The organism is Pseudomonas sp. G3-19 (assembly GCF_054855875.1).
On the sequence record NZ_JBMPIQ010000003.1, the window covers coordinates 2,224,294 to 2,244,779 of the forward strand.

Here is a 20,486-nt window from a genome sequence, read left to right on the forward strand (position 1 = left end):
CTTTCGGTTCATTGCGTCTTCACACACCGCAATCTGGTCTCTTTCGAGCATGCAGATTGCTTGGGTGTTATATGGTCAAGCCTCACGGGCAATTAGTATTGGTTAGCTCAACGCCTCACAGCGCTTACACACCCAACCTATCAACGTCGTAGTCTTCGACGGCCCTTCAGGGAACTCAAGGTTCCAGTGAGATCTCATCTTGAGGCAAGTTTCCCGCTTAGATGCTTTCAGCGGTTATCTTTCCCGAACATAGCTACCCGGCAATGCCACTGGCGTGACAACCGGAACACCAGAGGTTCGTCCACTCCGGTCCTCTCGTACTAGGAGCAGCCCCTCTCAAATCTCAAACGTCCACGGCAGATAGGGACCGAACTGTCTCACGACGTTCTAAACCCAGCTCGCGTACCACTTTAAATGGCGAACAGCCATACCCTTGGGACCGGCTTCAGCCCCAGGATGTGATGAGCCGACATCGAGGTGCCAAACACCGCCGTCGATATGAACTCTTGGGCGGTATCAGCCTGTTATCCCCGGAGTACCTTTTATCCGTTGAGCGATGGCCCTTCCATACAGAACCACCGGATCACTAAGACCTACTTTCGTACCTGCTCGACGTGTCTGTCTCGCAGTCAAGCGCGCTTTTGCCTTTATACTCTACGACCGATTTCCGACCGGTCTGAGCGCACCTTCGTACTCCTCCGTTACTCTTTAGGAGGAGACCGCCCCAGTCAAACTACCCACCATACACTGTCCTCGATCCGGATAACGGACCTGAGTTAGAACCTCAAAGTTGCCAGGGTGGTATTTCAAGGATGGCTCCACGCGAACTGGCGTCCACGCTTCAAAGCCTCCCACCTATCCTACACAAGCAAATTCAAAGTCCAGTGCAAAGCTATAGTAAAGGTTCACGGGGTCTTTCCGTCTAGCCGCGGATACACTGCATCTTCACAGCGATTTCAATTTCACTGAGTCTCGGGTGGAGACAGCGCCGCCATCGTTACGCCATTCGTGCAGGTCGGAACTTACCCGACAAGGAATTTCGCTACCTTAGGACCGTTATAGTTACGGCCGCCGTTTACCGGGGCTTCGATCAAGAGCTTCGCGTTAGCTAACCCCATCAATTAACCTTCCGGCACCGGGCAGGCGTCACACCCTATACGTCCACTTTCGTGTTTGCAGAGTGCTGTGTTTTTAATAAACAGTCGCAGCGGCCTGGTATCTTCGACCGGCATGAGCTTACGGAGCAAGTCCTTCACCCTCACCGGCGCACCTTCTCCCGAAGTTACGGTGCCATTTTGCCTAGTTCCTTCACCCGAGTTCTCTCAAGCGCCTTGGTATTCTCTACCCAACCACCTGTGTCGGTTTGGGGTACGGTTCCTGGTTATCTGAAGCTTAGAAGCTTTTCTTGGAAGCATGGCATCAACCACTTCGTCACCTAAAAGGTAACTCGTCATCAGCTCTCGGCCTTAAGATCCCGGATTTACCTAAGATCTCAGCCTACCACCTTAAACTTGGACAACCAACGCCAAGCTGGCCTAGCCTTCTCCGTCCCTCCATCGCAATAACCAGAAGTACAGGAATATTAACCTGTTTTCCATCGACTACGCTTTTCAGCCTCGCCTTAGGGACCGACTAACCCTGCGTCGATTAACGTTGCGCAGGAAACCTTGGTCTTTCGGCGTGGGTGTTTTTCACACCCATTGTCGTTACTCATGTCAGCATTCGCACTTCTGATACCTCCAGCAAGCTTCTCAACTCACCTTCACAGGCTTACAGAACGCTCCTCTACCGCATCACTTGCGTGATACCCGTAGCTTCGGTGTATGGTTTGAGCCCCGTTACATCTTCCGCGCAGGCCGACTCGACTAGTGAGCTATTACGCTTTCTTTAAAGGGTGGCTGCTTCTAAGCCAACCTCCTAGCTGTCTAAGCCTTCCCACATCGTTTCCCACTTAACCATAACTTTGGGACCTTAGCTGACGGTCTGGGTTGTTTCCCTTTTCACGACGGACGTTAGCACCCGCCGTGTGTCTCCCATGCTCGGCACTTGTAGGTATTCGGAGTTTGCATCGGTTTGGTAAGTCGGGATGACCCCCTAGCCGAAACAGTGCTCTACCCCCTACAGTGATACATGAGGCGCTACCTAAATAGCTTTCGAGGAGAACCAGCTATCTCCGAGCTTGATTAGCCTTTCACTCCGATCCACAGGTCATCCGCTAACTTTTCAACGGTAGTCGGTTCGGTCCTCCAGTCAGTGTTACCTAACCTTCAACCTGCCCATGGATAGATCGCCCGGTTTCGGGTCTATTCCCAGCGACTAGACGCCCTATTAAGACTCGCTTTCGCTACGCCTCCCCTATTCGGTTAAGCTCGCCACTGAAAATAAGTCGCTGACCCATTATACAAAAGGTACGCAGTCACCCAACAAAGTGGGCTCCCACTGCTTGTACGCATACGGTTTCAGGATCTATTTCACTCCCCTCTCCGGGGTTCTTTTCGCCTTTCCCTCACGGTACTAGTTCACTATCGGTCAGTCAGTAGTATTTAGCCTTGGAGGATGGTCCCCCCATATTCAGACAAAGTTTCTCGTGCTCCGTCCTACTCGATTTCATGACTAAGAGACTTTCGCGTACAGGGCTATCACCCACTATGGCCGCACTTTCCAGAGCGTTCCGCTAATCTCAAAGCCACTTAAGGGCTAGTCCCCGTTCGCTCGCCACTACTAAGGGAATCTCGGTTGATTTCTTTTCCTCAGGGTACTTAGATGTTTCAGTTCCCCTGGTTCGCCTCTTGCACCTATGTATTCAGTACAAGATAACCATCTTGTGATGGCTGGGTTCCCCCATTCAGACATCTCCGGATCAAAGTCTGTTTGCCGACTCCCCGAAGCTTTTCGCAGGCTACCACGTCTTTCATCGCCTCTGACTGCCAAGGCATCCACCGTATGCGCTTCTTCACTTGACCATATAACCCCAAGCAATCTGGTTATACTGTGAAGACGACATTCGCCGAAAATTCGCAAAACTCTTAAGAGTCACTCACAAATTTTACCTTAGCCTGATCCGTTACCAGTGAAAGTAACGTTCAGTCTATCTTTCTATCACATACCCAAATTTTTAAAGAACGATCTAATCAAAGACTAGAAATCAATATTCATTCACGAATATTCATTTCTAAACTCTAACAAGCAGAAGCAGTTAATGGTGGAGCCAAGCGGGATCGAACCGCTGACCTCCTGCGTGCAAGGCAGGCGCTCTCCCAGCTGAGCTATGGCCCCATACAAAATTGGTGGGTCTGGGCAGATTCGAACTGCCGACCTCACCCTTATCAGGGGTGCGCTCTAACCAACTGAGCTACAGACCCAATTTCGAGCGCGTAACTGATTAGCTAAGAGCTATCAGCTTGGAGCTTAAGCTGCTTCTATCGTCTTCTTCAATGAATCAAGCAATTCGTGTGGGAACTTATGGAGCAGCTGATGTCGTCGATTAAGGAGGTGATCCAGCCGCAGGTTCCCCTACGGCTACCTTGTTACGACTTCACCCCAGTCATGAATCACACCGTGGTAACCGTCCTCCCGAAGGTTAGACTAGCTACTTCTGGTGCAACCCACTCCCATGGTGTGACGGGCGGTGTGTACAAGGCCCGGGAACGTATTCACCGCGACATTCTGATTCGCGATTACTAGCGATTCCGACTTCACGCAGTCGAGTTGCAGACTGCGATCCGGACTACGATCGGTTTTGTGGGATTAGCTCCACCTCGCGGCTTGGCAACCCTCTGTACCGACCATTGTAGCACGTGTGTAGCCCAGGCCGTAAGGGCCATGATGACTTGACGTCATCCCCACCTTCCTCCGGTTTGTCACCGGCAGTCTCCTTAGAGTGCCCACCATTACGTGCTGGTAACTAAGGACAAGGGTTGCGCTCGTTACGGGACTTAACCCAACATCTCACGACACGAGCTGACGACAGCCATGCAGCACCTGTCTCAATGTTCCCGAAGGCACCAATCCATCTCTGGAAAGTTCATTGGATGTCAAGGCCTGGTAAGGTTCTTCGCGTTGCTTCGAATTAAACCACATGCTCCACCGCTTGTGCGGGCCCCCGTCAATTCATTTGAGTTTTAACCTTGCGGCCGTACTCCCCAGGCGGTCAACTTAATGCGTTAGCTGCGCCACTAAGAGCTCAAGGCTCCCAACGGCTAGTTGACATCGTTTACGGCGTGGACTACCAGGGTATCTAATCCTGTTTGCTCCCCACGCTTTCGCACCTCAGTGTCAGTATCAGTCCAGGTGGTCGCCTTCGCCACTGGTGTTCCTTCCTATATCTACGCATTTCACCGCTACACAGGAAATTCCACCACCCTCTACCATACTCTAGCTTGCCAGTTTTGGATGCAGTTCCCAGGTTGAGCCCGGGGATTTCACATCCAACTTAACAAACCACCTACGCGCGCTTTACGCCCAGTAATTCCGATTAACGCTTGCACCCTCTGTATTACCGCGGCTGCTGGCACAGAGTTAGCCGGTGCTTATTCTGTCGGTAACGTCAAAATTGCAGAGTATTAATCTACAACCCTTCCTCCCAACTTAAAGTGCTTTACAATCCGAAGACCTTCTTCACACACGCGGCATGGCTGGATCAGGCTTTCGCCCATTGTCCAATATTCCCCACTGCTGCCTCCCGTAGGAGTCTGGACCGTGTCTCAGTTCCAGTGTGACTGATCATCCTCTCAGACCAGTTACGGATCGTCGCCTTGGTGAGCCATTACCTCACCAACTAGCTAATCCGACCTAGGCTCATCTGATAGCGCAAGGCCCGAAGGTCCCCTGCTTTCTCCCGTAGGACGTATGCGGTATTAGCGTTCCTTTCGAAACGTTGTCCCCCACTACCAGGCAGATTCCTAGGCATTACTCACCCGTCCGCCGCTGAATCCAGGAGCAAGCTCCTTTCATCCGCTCGACTTGCATGTGTTAGGCCTGCCGCCAGCGTTCAATCTGAGCCATGATCAAACTCTTCAGTTCAAACATCTTTGGGTTTTTAAGAAACCCTAAACTTGGCTCAGCAATCGTTGGTTACATCTTTGATTTCTCGCGGAGTAACTTGTGATGCTGATAATCTTGTTGACTATCAGTCTGACTCCACAAGCACCCACACGAATTGCTTGATTCAGTTGTTAAAGAGCGGTTGGTTAAGATCTTTCGTCTCAACCGAGGCGCGCATTCTACAGCAGCCTCATTTGCTGTCAAGTGATTATTTTCAGAAGTTTTCGAAGATTTCTTCAACAACTTCAACCACTTGCGCTTCCGATCTCTCGTTAGCGGGAGGCGAATTCTACAGCGTTACACGCTGCTGTCAACACCTCTTTTTCTCCGCTTTCGACCGAGAAGATCGAACCGTCAAAAGAGCCAAACATCACCGCTCTTTCAACTCCTTCCAGGCTTCGATGAACTGAAGCAAGTCGCTGTCGAAAACTGCGTAACTCATTGAATATCAAGGAGTTTTCCGTTTCGACTGCGCCGGAAGTGGGGCGAATTATAGACTTCCTGAATCTGCCGTCAACCGTTAATTTCAGTTTTCTATCAATGCACCGAAAAAGCCTGCTTATATATAGATGCAACGTCAGCGAATGCGCAGTATATTGCCCAACACTTAAAACAACACCCTGCTCTCAACCCTGCTCTCACCTTCGGATGATGCCTCGCAATGACTGACCAACCTCGCTCTCTGGCCTCAATGCTGTTCCCGGTTGGCCTCTTATTAATAGCCATGGCATCCATTCAGTCTGGCGCCTCTCTGGCCAAGAGCATGTTCCCGGTGGTTGGCGCTCAGGGGACGACCACCCTGCGCCTGGTCTTTGCCAGCGTAATCATGCTGTTACTACTGCGTCCGTGGCGCGCCAGGCTGACAGCTCAGTCCCTGCGCACGGTGATCGTTTACGGAATGGCGCTGGGCGGCATGAACTTCCTCTTCTATATGTCATTGCGCACCGTGCCACTTGGCATCGCAGTCGCGCTTGAATTCACGGGTCCGCTGGCCGTCGCCATCTACGCCTCTCGCCGTGCGATCGACTTCCTCTGGATTGCTCTGGCGGCAGCTGGCCTGCTCCTGTTGATCCCCACCGGAGCGACCTCCACGGGAATTGATCTGGTCGGTGCCGGTTACGCCTTGGGGGCCGGCGTGTGCTGGGCGCTGTACATTCTGTTCGGCCAAAAGGCTGGCGCCGACAACGGCGTGACGACCGCGGCGCTGGGCGTGATGATTGCCGCACTGTTTGTCGCCCCGATCGGCATCGTGCATGCCGGCGCGGCATTGCTCACCCCGTCGCTGATCCCGGTGGCCATCGGCGTCGCCATCCTCTCGACTGCTTTGCCCTACACGCTGGAGATGGTCGCCCTCACCCGCATACCAGCCCGCACCTTTGGGACTTTGATGAGCATCGAACCGGCCTTTGGCGCGTTGTCCGGGCTGCTATTCCTGCAGGAGTACCTCACGCTGTCACAATGGATGGCGATCCTGTGCATTATTCTGGCTTCCGTCGGGGCAACCATGACCATGGGCAGTAGCGCCAAACCCGTTGTAGCGGCAGATTGAAACAGGATTTGACGAAGGTCTGGCAATTGGCGTTCATTTAGGCCATGTTTAGACCCCTTAACTCAGTGCCAGGCATGGATTTTTTCGGACAGGGATATCGAACCGCTTAAAGCGCAGGCGAATACAGGCAGACCCGAGCGCCAGACTCGTGGCTACCATAAGGACGGTAATGAAACGAATTTTGATACTGATCGCTGTATTGGCAGTAGCGGGGTGCGCAGCCACCGCCAAGACCCAAGTGAAGCACGGTAAAAAAGGGCTGCACATCAACTGTTCCGGGCTGTCGTCCTCTTGGGACAAGTGCTACACCAGCGCCGCCAATGCCTGCGCCCCAAAGGGCTACAAAGTCATCGCCAAATCAGGGGACGCCGTGGAAGAACCCGGCGACTACCCGTTCGGTCTTAATCCGGCCGGTTATACCAGCCGCAGCATGATCGTCATCTGCAAATGAATCATGCTGGCTGCTCGCCTTGTCGAGCAGCCAGCTGACGCCCGATTTCCTCATGACTGGATTTCAATACCGTTCGCTGAATATCCGGTGTCACCAGCATCCGCGCCACCACCAGTGCTCCGACGCATTGCGACAGAATCGCCCACGCCAGGCTGTCGCTTTCCAGAATCTGCGCCCAGCTGGCTTGCAACCGACAAATCCACAACTCTGCCTGCTCGCGAACCTGATCATCTGAACGGGCAATTTCCGCACCCAGTGTCGGCAAGGCGCAGCCCGATTCAGGCTGCTCCACGTGAGCCATGCTCAGGTACTGTTTCAGACAGCGTTCCAGCCGCTCACGATCCTGCGCCCCCTGCCCTCCCAGTCGCTCCAGGCTCTGACACAGTTCACGCTCGACGATCGCCGTGAACAGCTCGTTTTTCGACGAGAAGTGGCTATAAAACGCTGCGCCACTGAGGCCGATAGCCTTCATCAAACCATCGACACCGACTGTGGAAAAGCCCGAACGCTTGGCTGACAGCGCGCTGCTGTTCAGCAGTTTTTCTCGGGTTTCCAGCTTGTGACCGGCGGAATACCGCATGTGCTTGCCCTCTTGATCGACCGCCTTGACGTTGTCCGGATCCTAGCATAACGTTCGTTCACTTAACGATCGTTTACTAAAGGGATCTACCCATGAATAACAAGAAGGTCGTGTTGGTGGTGGGTGCTGGCGATGCCACCGGCGGAGCGATTGCCAAGCGCTTTGCCAGAGAAGGTTTTATCGCTTGCGTCACCCGGCGCAGCGCCGACAAATTGCAGCCGCTGGTCGAGGCGATTCAGGCCGAGGGTGGCGAAGCTCACGGCTTTGCCTGCGATGCGCGCAAGGAAGAAGACGTCATTGCGTTGATTGAAGAGATTGAAACCCACCTCGGCCCGATCGAAGCGTTTGTCTTCAACATTGGTGCCAACGTGCCTTGCAGCATTCTCGAAGAAACTGCGCGCAAGTATTTCAAGATCTGGGAAATGGCCTGTTTCTCGGGCTTTCTCAATGCCCGCGAAGTGGCCAAGCGCATGGTCACCCGCCAACGCGGCACCATTCTGTTCACTGGCGCCACCGCCGGGCTGCGCGGTGCTTCCGGATTTGCCGCGTTTGCCGGCGCCAAACACGGTATCCGTGCACTGGCACAAAGCATGGCTCGCGAGTTGGGCCCGATGAATATCCACGTCGCCCATATAGTGGTCGATGGCGCGATCGATACCGACTTCATACGCAACAGTTTCCCGGAGAAGTACGCGACCAAGGATCAGGACGGTATTCTCAATCCCGAACACATCGCCGAAAACTACTGGTATCTGCACAGTCAGCCACGGGATGCCTGGACCTTCGAGCTGGATCTGCGCCCGTGGAACGAACGCTGGTAAGCCCCGCCTCCTCCATAACAATAATCAGAGAGCAGCGAACATGACGAAAACCGTGGAGTTCTATTTCGACCTCGGCAGCCCTGCCACCTACCTGGCTTACACCCAATTACCGAAAATATGTGCCGCCACTCAAAGCGAGCTGATCTATATCCCGATGCTGCTGGGCGGCGTGTTCAAGGCGACTGGCAACGCGTCGCCGGCGATGATTCCGGCGAAGGGCCGCTACATGTTTCAGGATCTGGATCGCTACGCCAAACGTTATGGCGTGCCGCTGAAATTCAATCCGCATTTCCCGATCAACACGCTGATGCTGATGCGCGCGGTCACCGGCATCCAACTGCGCCAGCCGGAACGCTTTCACGCATTTATCGATTGTCTGTTCAAGGCATTGTGGGTGGAGGGACGCGCTCTCGATGAGCCGGCGACTGTCGCTGCGGTTTTGAGCGAACAAGGCTTCGATCCCAATGAAGTCCTGGCCCTGACCAACGACGAGACAGTCAAGGCAGCCCTGAAGGACAACACCGAGACAGCCATTAAACGCGGGGTGTTTGGCGCGCCGAGCATGTTTATCGGCAACCAGATGTTCTTTGGACAGGACCGCCTCGACTTCGTCGAAGAGGCCCTGCGTCAGGCTTAGAAAAACCTCAGAACCCGGACGCTGCCAACAGCGCCCGGGTTTCAGCCATTCAAATCGCCGCTGTGCGCGTGTTCAGCCACTCCAGCGCGGCCCCCTCCAGCAACGGACTCAGACGCTCACGCACTTCAGCATGGTAGGCGTTGAACCACTGCTTCTCTTCCTGCGTCAGCAAGGATGGCTCCAGGCAGCGCGTATCGATCGGGCACAGGGTCAAGGTTTCAAACTTGAGGAACTCGCCAAACTCGCTGCTCCCCGCCTCGCGGTTCATCGCCAGGTTCTCGATGCGCACGCCCCAACGACCCGGACGATAGGTGCCCGGTTCAATCGAAGTGATCATCCCCGCTTGCATCGCCGTTTGCGGTGCCGGTGCTGCCTGATAGGCGATCACCTGCGGGCCTTCGTGCACGTTGAGGAAATAGCCGACCCCATGACCGGTGCCGTGACCGTAATCCACGTTTTCCGCCCAGATCGGTGCGCGGGCGATGGCATCGAGCAACGGCGAGAGAATGCCTTTCGGGAACTGCGCCCGCGACAGCGCGATAACGCCTTTGAGTACGCGAGTGCAATCACGCTTCTGCTCGTCCGTCGGGGTTCCGACCGGGACCATTCGGGTGATGTCGGTGGTGCCGCCCAGGTACTGGCCGCCCGAGTCGATCAGCAGCAAGCCGTCGCCTTCGATCACCGCGTGTTCTTCTTCGGTGGCGTGATAGTGCGGCATCGCGCCATTGGCGTTAAACGCGGCAATCGTGTTGAAGCTCAGCGACACGTAATCCGGACGGCGCTCACGGGCAGCGGTGAGTTTTTCGTCGATGGTCAGTTCGGTGATGCGTTCACGCCCCCAGGCCGATTCCAGCCAGGCGAAGAATTCGCACAACGCCGCGCCATCCTGCTCCATGGCCTTGCGGATATGTTGCGCATCAGCTTCGCTCTTTTGCGATTTGGCGAGGGTGGTCGGGTTCAAGCCTTCGACCAGTTTCACCGCGCTGTCGAGGTTATCCAGCAAACCGCTGGTCACCCGCGCCGGATCCACCAGCAGGCTGGCGCCGCCTGGTACAGCGCGCAAGGCGTCAGCGACTTCGCGATAATCGCGCAGAGTCACGCCGTCCTGCTCCAGCACCGCACGCAACTCGGCATCAACTTTGCTCAAAGCCACAAACAGCGTGGCCTGCTGTTGATTGATCAACGCAAAAGAAACAAACACCGGGTTGAACGACACGTCGCCGCCGCGCAGGTTGAACAGCCAGGCGATGTCATCGAGGGTGGCGATGAAGTGCCAATCGGCGCCACGTTCCTGCAGGGTCTCGCGCAGTTTGGCGAGTTTTTCGCCACGGCTGACCGTCGCTTGCGGTGGCAGATGCTGATAGATCGGCGCGTTCGGCAGGCTCGGGCGATCCGCCCAGACTTCATTCAACAGGTCGATGTCAGTGCGCAGACGCGCGCCGCGGGCTTCGAGCTTGCTGCTCAGGGTGCGCGCTGAAGCCACGGCCATCACCGCACCGTCGACCGCGACTACGCCACCTTCGGGTGTCTGCTCCGCCAGCCAGTCCAGCGGGCTCGGCTGACCCGGTTGCAGCTTGACCAGCTCGATGCCGCTGCCCTTGAGTTCCTTGGTCGCCTGTTCCCAGTAACGACTGTCGGCCCAGACTCCGGCGAAATCAGCAGTCACGATCAAAGTGCCGACCGAACCATGAAAGCCCGACAGCCATTGCCGCCCTTGCCAGTAGCCCGGCAGGTATTCCGACAGATGCGGGTCGGCCGATGGCACCAGCAACGCATGAATGCCTTCACGGCGCATCAGTTCACGGGTGTGCGCCAGGCGCTGGGGAACCGTTCCTTCGGTCAAAGTCTGGGTACTCATCATGTCTCCTGCCAATCACTTCATCGTTATTGTTCGTAGCCGTGAAAACCGGCTGGTTAAAGCCCTGTCGCCCAGAATGCCGGGGCACTGGCGCAGGCGCCTTTGATCAGTGCTGCCGCCTGATCGACATCATCGGCGGTGGTGAAACGGCCGAGGCTCAGACGAATGGTGCGCCCGGCCAGCCGGGCGTCGTGCCCCAGTGCCAGCAGCACGTGAGAAGGCGTGTTGCTCGCCGAGTTGCAGGCCGAGGTCGCGGAAAAGGCGATCGACTGGCTCAAGGCCGCACTGTTGAATTCACCTTCGCTGAAAGTCAGGCTCAACGTGTGCGCGATACGCTGGCTGGCGCTGCCGTTGAGGCGTACGCCCGGCAGACTCAGCAACTGTTCGAGCAGCCGTTCACGCAGCGCCACGATGGACTTTTTCTCGGCATCGAATTCGGCAGCCGCCAAGGCGAATGCCGCGCCCATGCCGGCGATCTGATGCGTCGCCAGGGTCCCGGAGCGCAGCCCGCCTTCGTGGCCGCCGCCATGAATCTGCGCCTGCAAGCGCTGCTGCGCGCGTGGGCCGACATACAACGCGCCGATCCCCTTGGGACCGTAAAGCTTGTGCGCCGAAAACGACATCAAGTCCACTGGCCACTGCTGCAGATCGATCGCCACTTTGCCGGCGCCCTGCGCGGCATCGACATGGAACAACGCGCCACGGCCGCGCACGACTTCACCGATCGCCGGGATATCGTTGAGGGTGCCGAGTTCGTTGTTGACCAGCATCAGCGACACCAGAAAGGTGTCGTCGCGCATGGCTTCGCTGACCGCCTGCGGGGTGATCAGGCCTTCGGCGTCCGGTACCAGATAGGTCACCGCGACGCCGGCATCCTGCAATTGCCGGGCGGTATCGAGAATGGCTTTGTGTTCGATCTGACTGGTAATGATGTGGCCACCGGCAACGCCGCGTGCCTGGGCCACGCCCTTGAGGGCAAGGTTGTTGGATTCGGTGGCGCCGGAGGTCCAGACGATCTGCGCAGCCTCGGCGCCGACCAGTTCGGCGACTTGCCGACGGGCCTGCTCGACCGTTTGCCGGGCCTGCTGGCCGAAGGCGTGGGAGCTGGACGCCGGGTTGCCGAAGTTACCGTGAAACCCCAGACAATCGATCATCACCTGGATGACCCGCTCGTCCACCGGGGTGGTGGCGGCGTAATCGAAATACAACGGACGTTTATTCATAAAAGACTCGCAGAGCGTGTTCCGGGATCAGGAGGCTCGTGTCTGCAAACGGCACAGCGCAGCCTTGTGAGCTGCGCCTGGGTTCGAGACCGTCATCAATACCTGATCGGATGCCGTTAAAGAAGAACAACTTCATTTAAAAGTGCGTAGGAACGCTCCTGAAGCCGAGCTTAACAGGCATCGGGCCGGCGGTTGAAGCAATGCGTCAGTGAAAGCTTTCGAGAAGTAACGGGTACAGCGAAATCACCAACAGCGCCGCCATGCCCCAGTTGAACACCCGCAACCAGCGCGGGTCCTTGAGCACGTTACGCAGCAGCGTGCCGCACGCTGCCCAGACGCCGACGCTGGGCAGGTTGATGAGGGCGAACACGGCGGCGATGACCACCACGTTGGTGAAGTAACCCTGCATCGGCGTGTAGGTGCTGATCGCGCCGATGGCCATGATCCAGGCCTTGGGATTGACCCACTGAAACGCCGCGGCACCCAGATAGCTTATCGGTTTGGCCTCGCCTTCCACGCCATCGCCCACCGGGCCCGAATGGGCGATTTTCCACGCCAGATACAACAGATATGCGGCGCCGACATAGCGCAGCACGGTGTAGAGAATCGGATAAGTCTGGAACACCGCGCCCAGGCCAAAGCCCACCGCGACTACCAATACAAAGAAACCGCAGGTGATGCCGAGCATGTGAGGAATGGTGCGGTTGAAGCCGAAGTTCACGCCCGACGCCAGCAACATGGTGTTGTTCGGCCCCGGTGTAATCGAGGTGACAAGGGCAAACAGGGCAAAGCCCAACAGCAGATCAAGCGAGAGGGTCATGGGGCAATCCGTCAGGGTCATTCAGGTGTTGACCCTATCGCACGGCAGCGCGCAAACCCACGGACAGTTACGCGAAAATTCAAGCAGTACAGTTTGCGATTAGCTTGGACGACCGTGCAGCTGTATGGCTCGCCCGGCGCTCATTTCAGCTTTCTTGTCGAATTGCGATTCGCCCAGTAGTGCAGCTTTCTTCGCGTGATATTCGTCGAAAGACAAGCCGCTGCGGTTCAGCGCTTCCATTGCCAGTTCGCGGGTTTCTTCGGCGGTGTACGGCCGTTGTTCGGGGGAAACGTGGGTCGCGCAACCGGCGAGTACGGAGACAGCGAGCAGCAGCGAAACAGTCAGTAAACGATTCATGAGGAGCGTCCTGGCGAGCGGTGGTAGTCGATGGACAAAGGCTACGCCCGCGCCTCTCCGGGCGAAAATCAACGCTCTCAATAGTGGCTATCAGGATTTCAGCTTGATCCGCGCTATATCTCCTAACGATCTATAAATATCGATTAACGTTCTTTTACGGAATAACCAGCAGCCGCTATAAATCCCTGCACACGGCGAACAACTGTTGCTCCAGCAACTGTTGCCCAGGCAACAGCAGATCAACAAACCCGCCTGATATCTGCACAACCGACTCACGCCATAGCGCTAAGGCCCAAGTAAACCGGGCCTCTCAGGAATTGGTACAGCGCTTGCTCAAGCCTTGGCACTTACTCACTGCTCGCTGAGCAACTGTTGATAAAAAGGAACTGATCATGTCGCGTCCCCTGAAAGTCGTCGCCCTCTCCGGTGGCACCTGGCGTCCATCGCGCACGCTGGTGCTGACCCAAGCGCTGTTGGCCGAACTGGCCGGACACTTACCGGTCGAGAGTCATCTGATCGAACTCGGTGACATCGCCCGCCCGTTGGGTGGTGCCCTGTCGCGTCAGGAGCTGAGCGCCGAGGTCGAGGCCGAACTGCAAGCCATCGAACAGGCCGATCTGCTGATCGTCGCCGCGCCGGTGTATCGCGGTTCCTACCCGGGACTGCTCAAGCATCTGTTCGACCTGATCGACCTCAACGCACTGATCGACACCCCGGTGCTGCTCGCCGCCACCGGTGGCAGTGAGCGCCATGCGCTGGTACTCGATCATCAGTTGCGGCCGCTGTTCAGTTTCTTCCAGGCCGTGACCCTGCCCATTGGCGTGTACGCCACCGAGGCCGATTTCGCCGACTACCAGATCACCAGCGAACCGCTGAAAGCGCGGATCCGCCTGGCCGCCGAACGCGCCGCGCCACTGTTCGGCACACAAATCAAACCGTTGCTGAAAATCGCTTAAGGAGCTGTTCATGGATGTTTTCTGGTTCCTGCCGACCCACGGCGACGGCCATTACCTGGGCACCACCCAAGGCGCGCGCCCGGTCACCCTGAATTATCTGAAACAAGTGGCGCAAGCCGCCGACAGCCTCGGCTATCACGGCGTGCTAATTCCCACCGGGCGCTCCTGCGAAGACTCGTGGGTGATCGCCTCGGCGCTGGTGCCGTTGACCGAACGCCTGCGTTATCTGGTAGCGATCCGCCCGGGGATCATTTCGCCCACCGTTTCGGCGCGCATGGCGGCGACGCTCGATCGACTGTCCAACGGTCGTCTGCTGATCAACGTGGTGACCGGCGGCGACCCCGACGAAAACCGTGGCGACGGCAGCTTCCTGAGCCACAGCGAACGCTACGAAGTCACCGACGAATTCCTCAGGATCTGGCGCCGGGTGTTGCAAGGCGAATCGGTGGATTTCGAGGGCAAGCACCTGAAAGTGCAGAACGCCAAAGCCTTGTATCCGCCGGTGCAGAAACCGTATCCACCGTTGTATTTCGGCGGCTCGTCCGACGCGGCGCATGACCTCGCTGCCGAGCAAGTCGACGTGTACCTGACCTGGGGCGAACCGCCCGCCGCCGTTGCCGAAAAACTCGCCGATGTACGTGAACGTGCCGCTCGCCATGGACGCAAGGTGAAGTTCGGTATTCGCCTGCACGTCATCGTTCGCGAGACCGCCGAAGAGGCGTGGAAGGCTGCGGACAAACTGATCGAGCACATCAGCGACGAGACCATCGAAGCCGCGCAGAAATCCTTCTCGCGCTTCGACTCCGAAGGCCAGCGGCGCATGGCGGCGTTGCACGACGGGCGTCGCGACAACCTGGAAATCGCCCCCAACCTGTGGGCCGGCGTCGGTCTGGTACGCGGCGGTGCCGGTACCGCGCTGGTGGGCGATCCGCAGCAAGTGGCCGCGCGGATCAAGGAGTACGCCGACCTCGGTATCGAGAGCTTCATCTTTTCCGGTTATCCGCACCTGGAAGAGGCTTACCGCTTTGCCGAACTGGTGTTCCCGCTGCTGCCCGAACCGTATGCAAGCCTGGCCGGACGCGGCGTGACTAACCTGACCGGGCCGTTTGGCGAAATGATTGCCAACGATGTGTTGCCCGGCCAAGCCAAGGCCTAAAAACGCCCATTGTAGGAGTGAGCCTGCTCGCGAAAGCGGTGTATCTGAGACGGTGATGTCGACTGTGCTGACCACATCGCGAGCAGGCTCACTCCTACAGGGATTGCATCGATTTTGAGGAACACCGCGTGACCGCCAAACCACAAAGCACCCTGCTCTCCCCGCTGCAGACCGCGCGCCAACTGGCCGCCGAATTCGCCCTCACCGCCGTCGAGCGTGACGAGCGCGGCGGCACGCCGAAGGCCGAGCGCGATGCCCTGCGCGACAGCGGCCTGCTGGCCCTGAGCATTCCCACCCGTTACGGCGGCCTCGGCGCGACATGGAGCGAAACCCTGCAAGTCGTGCGCGAGTTCGCCAAGGTCGACAGTTCCATCGCCCACGTCTTCGGCTTTCATCACCTGATGCTCGCCACCGTGCGCCTGTTCTCGCGTCCCGAACAATGGCAGCCGTGGTTCGAACAGACAGCGCGGCAGAACTGGTTCTGGGGCAACGCCCTCAACCCGCTCGACACCCGCACCGTGGTCAAGGACTTCGGCGGTTGGCGCGAGTTTTCCGGGAAGAAAAGCTTCTGCTCCGGCGCCAGCGATTCGCAGATGCTGATCGCTTCGGCCGTCGACGAAAGCGCCGGCGGCAAGTTGCTGATCGCGGCCATCCCCAGCGGTCGCAGCGGCATCACCTTGCACGATGACTGGAACAACATCGGCCAGCGCCAGACCGACAGTGGCAGCGCCACGTTCGAACGGGTGCGGGTCGAAGAATCCGAGCTGCTGCTTGACCCAGGTCCGTTGAGCACACCGTTCGCTTGCCTGCGTCCGCTGATCGCGCAACTGACCTTCACCCACATGTTCCTCGGCATCGCCGAAGGTGCCTTTGAGGAAGCGCGCCAGTACACGCTGAGCGAAACCCGGCTCTGGCACAAATCCGCCGCCCGCAATGTGCGTGAAGACCCGTACGTACTCGCGCATTACGGCGAGTTCTGGGTGGCGCTGGAAGGCATCCGCCTGCTGGTCGAACGGGCCGCCGCGCTGCTTGACGAGGCCTGGGCCCAAGGCCCGAACCTGACGGCAGAAGAGCGTGGACATCTGGCCACGGCGATTGCCACCGCCAAGGTCGCCGCCAGTCGTCAGGGGCTGGAGATTTGCAGCCGTTTGTTCGAAGTCACTGGCGCGCGCTCGACCCACGCTTCGCTGCGTCTCGATCGGCACTGGCGCAACCTGCGCACGCAGACCCTGCACGACCCGCTCGATTACAAACTTCATGAGCTGGGCGACTGGGCGCTGAATCAGGCGCTGCCGGTGCCGACGTTCTATTCCTGATCTTGCCTTTAATGGAGCGAGCCCCATGCAACTGCTGACCCTTCCGCCCTCACCCGCTCTGGCGACGTCGATCCGCGCCACCGCGCAGGTCTTCGAAGACCCCAAGTCCCAGGCCCTGCTCGCGCATCTGCAGCAGGTCGCGCCGAGCGAAGCCAGCGTGCTGATCATTGGCGAGACCGGCACCGGCAAAGAGCTGGTGGCGCGGCATATCCACAATCTGAGCCACCGCCGGCATCGGCCGTTTGTCGCGGTCAACTGCGGTGCGTTCTCCGAATCGCTGGTGGAAGCCGAGCTGTTCGGCCATGAAAAAGGCGCCTTCACTGGCGCCCTCAGCGCCAAGGCCGGGTGGTTCGAAGAGGCGGATGGCGGCACCTTGTTCCTCGACGAAATCGGCGATTTGCCGATGGCGATTCAGGTCAAGTTGCTGCGGGTGTTGCAGGAGCGCGAAGTGGTGCGTCTCGGCTCGCGCAAGAGCATTTCGATTGATGTACGCGTGCTGGCCGCGACCAACGTGCAACTGGAGAAAGCGATCAACGCCGGCAACTTCCGCGAAGACCTGTTCTACCGGTTGAATGTGGTCAATCTGGAACTCAGTCCGCTGCGCGACCGCCCCGGCGATATTCTGCCGCTGACCCGACATTTCATCGAGGCCTACAGCCAGCGCCTGGGTTACGGACGGGTCAGCATCAGCCCCGGTGCCGAACAGAAACTGCGCAGCTACAGTTGGCCGGGCAACATCCGTGAACTGGAAAACGTCATCCACCACACCCTGTTGATCTGCCGTAACGGCGTGATCGAGCGCGACGATTTGCGCCTGTCGAACCTGCGCATCGAGCGCCCGGACGATCAGCAGTCGAACGCCGACGATTCACCGGAAGCGCTGCTGGAGCGAGCCTTCCAGAAGCTCTTCGAACAACAGGCCGGCGCCCTCCACGAAAAGGTCGAAGACGCCCTGCTGCGCGCCGCCTATCGCTTCTGCCATTACAACCAGGTGCACACCGCCGCGCTGCTCGGTCTGAGCCGCAATGTCACCCGCACGCGGCTGATCAAGATCGGCGAACTGGCGGTGAACAAGCGGCGACTCACGGAGAACCTGCACGGTGAACGCCTGATCCAGTTGTCGATCTAGCCCACCAGATTGCAGTGCAGCGCATCGTCATGACTGCGGGCGATGCTGCTCAACACCTGAAATGAATTGAAGGTCACGGTCTTCGCCTGATGGGCGCGGATCAGCTGCCAGAAATCCTGCTCGCCGCTTTCATAGCGACAGAACGCCGCCTCCCCGGCTTCGCGGCTCTGCCATTGCAGCAAGCTCAGCACCCGCCGACCGTCGTCGCTGACCTGGACGCTGGCGCTGACAAAGCCTGCGTAGCGCTGCGCCAGATGTTCACTCTGCTGCGCCAGCGCACTGACCAATGCCGGTTGCTGGCGCGGCTCGATCTCGAATTCGATCAATTGGGTAAAACTGCGATTTTTCGTCGAGGTTTGCATGAGAAGTCCCCATTCATCGTAAGACGAGTCTTGCGACTCGAAGGCCTGCAGGGTAAAACCTCTAGTTAAGTCAAGGTCAAGAGCCCTATTGCAAAATGATCACCCCGGAAAACCTGCACAAACAGCTCACCGTGGGCGAAGTCGCCGCGCGCAGCGGAGTCGCGGTCACTGCCCTGCACTTTTATGAAGCCAAAGGCCTGATCACCAGCCAGCGCAATGCCGGCAATCAGCGCCGTTATCCACGGGCAGTCTTGCGCCGGGTGGCGTTGATCAAGGTCGCGCAGCGTCTGGGCATTCCGCTGGCGGAGATTGGCGAGGCGCTGAAGAGACTCCCCGACGACCGCGCTCCGACAGCAGCAGACTGGAAAGTCCTGTCCGAACAATGGCGCCGCGAACTGGACGAGCGGATCAATCAGCTGACCTTGTTGCGTGACCGGCTCACCGGTTGCATCGGTTGCGGGTGTCTGTCGATGGAGGCCTGCCCGTTGCGCAATCAGGGCGATGTGCTCGGTGATCAGGGGCCGGGGGCGCACTTTCTGGACTGACTGCTCGTCGGGGAAAAATCCTGGCCGCGCAGACAGTTCTATAGTGAATCTTCCACAAATCCGGTGGAGCCATACCTCGCAAAACAAAAACAGGGAGAACGTCATGAGCGTCAAACCCATTCCCGAGGGGTATCACAGCATTACCCCGTACCTCGGCATCCTCAAGGCTGCCGAAGCCATCGAGTTCTACAAGAAAGCCTTTGGCGCGACCCAGGTCATGCGCCTGGACATGCCCGACGGGCGCGTCGGCCACGCCGAACTGCGCATTGGCGACAGCGCGATCATGCTCGGCACGCCGTGCGATCAAGGGCCGTTGAGTGGTCCGGACAATGCCGTGTCGGTCGGTCTGCATCTGTATGTCACTGATGTCGACAAGTCCTTTCAACGGGCGCTGGATGCCGGGGCGAAAGCGGTGTCGGAGGTCAAGGATCAGTTTTATGGTGATCGCAGCGGGACGCTGAAGGATCCCTATGGGCACCTGTGGTTTCTGGCGACGCGCAAGGAGGATCTGACGGAAGAGCAGATCAAGCAGCGGGCGATGGAGATGTTCAGTCAGGGTTGAGATTTTCAGGGTTTGGGCTGGCCTCTTCGCGGGCAAGCCCGCTCCCACAGGGATCTCCGGTGTTTATACGATGGGTGTCACACAGAAAAACACTGTGGGAGCGGGCTTGCCCGCGAAGGGGCCAGCCCTGGCGACACACATCACACTTCATGAACCACCACACCACGCTTCAACCCTTGCCCCGAATGCCGAACACTTTCAGGATGCATCCCACCCGCACCTGAACAAGGATCAGCCCGATGTTTGCCGGATTCGTCAAAGACCAGCGCCACGTCAACGGCGTCGACATCGCCTATTGCCTTGGCGGCAGCGGCCCGGGGCTGTTGCTGTTGCACGGACACCCGCAGACCCACGTGATCTGGCACAAGATTGCCGAGCAGTTGGCGGAGCATTTCACCGTGGTCGCCGCCGACCTGCGCGGCTATGGCGACAGCGCCCGACCGGTTGCCGATGAACAACACCGCCGTTACTCAAAACGCGAAATGGCCAGGGACAACCTCGAGTTGATGCAGGCGCTGGGCTTCGAACAATTTTCGATTCTGGCCCACGACCGTGGCGCCCGGGTCGGCCATCGCCTGGCCCTCGACCACCGCGCTGCGGTGCAACGGATGATGCTGCTGGACATCGCCCCGACCCTGGCAATGTACACGCAGACCAACGAAGCGTTCGCCCGCGCCTATTGGCACTGGTTCTTTCTGATCCGCCCGGCGCCGTTGCCGGAAACCCTGATCGAGGCCGATCCCGCAGCCTATCTGCGCAGCGTGATGGGCAGCCGCAGCGCCGGACTCGCGCCGTTCACCGAGCCAGCGTTCGGCGAATACCTGCGTTGCCTGCAACGTCCCGGCAGCGCCCGAGGCATTTGCGAGGACTACCGCGCCAGCGCCAGCATCGACCTGGAACATGACCGGGCCGACATCGCTGCCGGCCATCATCTTGACCTGCCGCTGCGGGTGCTGTGGGGTGCGCAAGGCACAGTCGGGCGCTGCTTTGACCCGCTCAAGGAATGGCAGCATGTGGCGACCAACGTCAGTGGCAAGGCGCTGCCGGCCGGGCATTATCTGGCCGAAGAAGTGCCCGAACTGTTGCTCGCCGAAGCGCTGGATTTCCTGCGCTGAATCGAG

Annotated in this window: 17 protein-coding genes, 2 tRNA genes and 2 rRNA genes; 11 read left to right on the forward strand and 10 right to left on the reverse strand. The window is 58.2% G+C overall.

Translation table 11 applies throughout. The features are described 5' to 3' along the window. Positions 1-71: 71 nt before the first annotated feature. From ACOYXI_RS10230 to ACOYXI_RS10245, 4 genes are all read right to left on the reverse strand, one after another. Positions 72-2,963 (reverse strand): 23S ribosomal RNA (locus ACOYXI_RS10230). 237 nt (positions 2,964-3,200) lie between these two features. Next, a tRNA-Ala gene (locus ACOYXI_RS10235) sits at positions 3,201-3,276 on the reverse strand. Positions 3,277-3,285: 9 nt separating this feature from the next. Next, a tRNA-Ile gene (locus tag ACOYXI_RS10240) sits at positions 3,286-3,362 on the reverse strand. Between the two features lie 123 nt (positions 3,363-3,485). Beyond that, a 16S ribosomal RNA gene (locus ACOYXI_RS10245) occupies positions 3,486-5,022 on the reverse strand. Together the 16S and 23S rRNA genes with 2 tRNA genes alongside form the textbook arrangement of a ribosomal RNA operon. A 682-nt stretch (positions 5,023-5,704) precedes the next feature. Between ACOYXI_RS10245 and rhtA the strand changes: the two genes are divergently transcribed. Together rhtA and ACOYXI_RS10255 are read left to right on the forward strand one after the other, a co-directional pair. Continuing rightward, a complete protein-coding gene (gene rhtA / locus ACOYXI_RS10250; protein ID WP_134786968.1) occupies positions 5,705-6,592 on the forward strand; it encodes a threonine/homoserine exporter RhtA in 888 nt (295 codons plus the stop codon). A gap of 169 nt (positions 6,593-6,761) precedes the next feature. Continuing rightward, entirely contained in the window at positions 6,762-7,043 is a 282-nt protein-coding gene (locus ACOYXI_RS10255) for a hypothetical protein (protein ID WP_096795010.1), read from the forward strand. A 1-nt stretch (position 7,044) separates the two neighbouring features. Here the strand turns inward: ACOYXI_RS10255 and ACOYXI_RS10260 are convergent, their stop codons facing one another. Next, the gene (locus ACOYXI_RS10260; RefSeq protein ID WP_098964827.1) at positions 7,045-7,623 is read right to left on the reverse strand and encodes a TetR/AcrR family transcriptional regulator; all 579 of its coding nucleotides are present in this window, start codon (positions 7,621-7,623) and stop codon (positions 7,045-7,047) included. A gap of 92 nt (positions 7,624-7,715) precedes the next feature. On the opposite strand from ACOYXI_RS10260, the gene ACOYXI_RS10265 reads away from it, so the two are divergent. After that, positions 7,716-8,444, forward strand: a complete 729-nt coding sequence (locus tag ACOYXI_RS10265) for an SDR family oxidoreductase (RefSeq protein ID WP_134786969.1) — start codon at positions 7,716-7,718, stop codon at positions 8,442-8,444. 40 nt (positions 8,445-8,484) lie between these two features. Next, entirely contained in the window at positions 8,485-9,081 is a 597-nt protein-coding gene (locus tag ACOYXI_RS10270) for a 2-hydroxychromene-2-carboxylate isomerase (RefSeq protein WP_134786970.1), read from the forward strand. A 49-nt stretch (positions 9,082-9,130) separates the two neighbouring features. Here ACOYXI_RS10270 and ACOYXI_RS10275 read toward each other — a convergent pair whose 3' ends face one another. The 4 genes from ACOYXI_RS10275 to ACOYXI_RS10290 form a co-directional block, all read right to left on the reverse strand. After that, positions 9,131-10,939, reverse strand: a complete 1,809-nt coding sequence (locus ACOYXI_RS10275) for an aminopeptidase P family protein (RefSeq protein ID WP_134786971.1) — start codon at positions 10,937-10,939, stop codon at positions 9,131-9,133. 56 nt (positions 10,940-10,995) lie between these two features. Beyond that, positions 10,996-12,162 carry an aminotransferase class V-fold PLP-dependent enzyme gene (locus ACOYXI_RS10280; protein WP_134786972.1) on the reverse strand — a complete coding sequence of 389 codons (1,167 nt, stop codon included), beginning with the start codon at positions 12,160-12,162 and terminating at the stop codon, positions 10,996-10,998. 205 nt (positions 12,163-12,367) lie between these two features. Next, positions 12,368-12,982 (reverse strand): LysE family translocator, encoded by a 615-nt coding sequence (locus ACOYXI_RS10285; protein ID WP_210558415.1) that lies wholly within the window; start codon positions 12,980-12,982, stop codon positions 12,368-12,370. Between the two features lie 99 nt (positions 12,983-13,081). Beyond that, positions 13,082-13,339 carry a hypothetical protein gene (locus ACOYXI_RS10290; protein ID WP_041069780.1) on the reverse strand — a complete coding sequence of 86 codons (258 nt, stop codon included), beginning with the start codon at positions 13,337-13,339 and terminating at the stop codon, positions 13,082-13,084. A gap of 392 nt (positions 13,340-13,731) precedes the next feature. Here ACOYXI_RS10290 and msuE point away from each other — a divergent pair, with 392 nt between their 5' ends. From msuE to ACOYXI_RS10310, 4 genes are all read left to right on the forward strand, one after another. Beyond that, on the forward strand, positions 13,732-14,295 hold the full coding sequence (gene msuE / locus ACOYXI_RS10295; protein ID WP_047599911.1) for an FMN reductase: 564 nt from the start codon (positions 13,732-13,734) through the stop codon (positions 14,293-14,295). A gap of 10 nt (positions 14,296-14,305) precedes the next feature. After that, entirely contained in the window at positions 14,306-15,451 is a 1,146-nt protein-coding gene (gene ssuD, locus ACOYXI_RS10300) for an FMNH2-dependent alkanesulfonate monooxygenase (RefSeq protein ID WP_223009464.1), read from the forward strand. Positions 15,452-15,579: 128 nt separating this feature from the next. Next, positions 15,580-16,767: an acyl-CoA dehydrogenase family protein gene (locus ACOYXI_RS10305; RefSeq protein ID WP_150368222.1), complete on the forward strand. Its 1,188-nt coding sequence runs from the start codon at positions 15,580-15,582 to the stop codon at positions 16,765-16,767. 25 nt (positions 16,768-16,792) lie between these two features. Then, positions 16,793-17,896, forward strand: coding sequence for a sigma-54 interaction domain-containing protein (locus ACOYXI_RS10310; protein ID WP_134786975.1), 1,104 nt, complete (start codon positions 16,793-16,795; stop codon positions 17,894-17,896). Here ACOYXI_RS10310 and ACOYXI_RS10315 read toward each other — a convergent pair. Further along, a complete protein-coding gene (locus ACOYXI_RS10315; RefSeq protein WP_134786976.1) occupies positions 17,893-18,258 on the reverse strand; it encodes an antibiotic biosynthesis monooxygenase in 366 nt (121 codons plus the stop codon). The genes ACOYXI_RS10310 and ACOYXI_RS10315 overlap by 4 nt on opposite strands. Positions 18,259-18,353: 95 nt before the next feature. Between ACOYXI_RS10315 and soxR the strand changes: the two genes are divergently transcribed. From soxR to ACOYXI_RS10330, 3 genes are all read left to right on the forward strand, one after another. Continuing rightward, positions 18,354-18,803 carry a redox-sensitive transcriptional activator SoxR gene (gene soxR / locus ACOYXI_RS10320; RefSeq protein WP_103368494.1) on the forward strand — a complete coding sequence of 150 codons (450 nt, stop codon included), beginning with the start codon at positions 18,354-18,356 and terminating at the stop codon, positions 18,801-18,803. Positions 18,804-18,906: 103 nt separating this feature from the next. Then, on the forward strand, positions 18,907-19,365 hold the full coding sequence (locus tag ACOYXI_RS10325; RefSeq protein ID WP_103368493.1) for a VOC family protein: 459 nt from the start codon (positions 18,907-18,909) through the stop codon (positions 19,363-19,365). A gap of 239 nt (positions 19,366-19,604) precedes the next feature. Continuing rightward, positions 19,605-20,480, forward strand: a complete 876-nt coding sequence (locus ACOYXI_RS10330; protein ID WP_461674807.1) for an alpha/beta fold hydrolase — start codon at positions 19,605-19,607, stop codon at positions 20,478-20,480. Positions 20,481-20,486 lie beyond the last annotated feature (6 nt).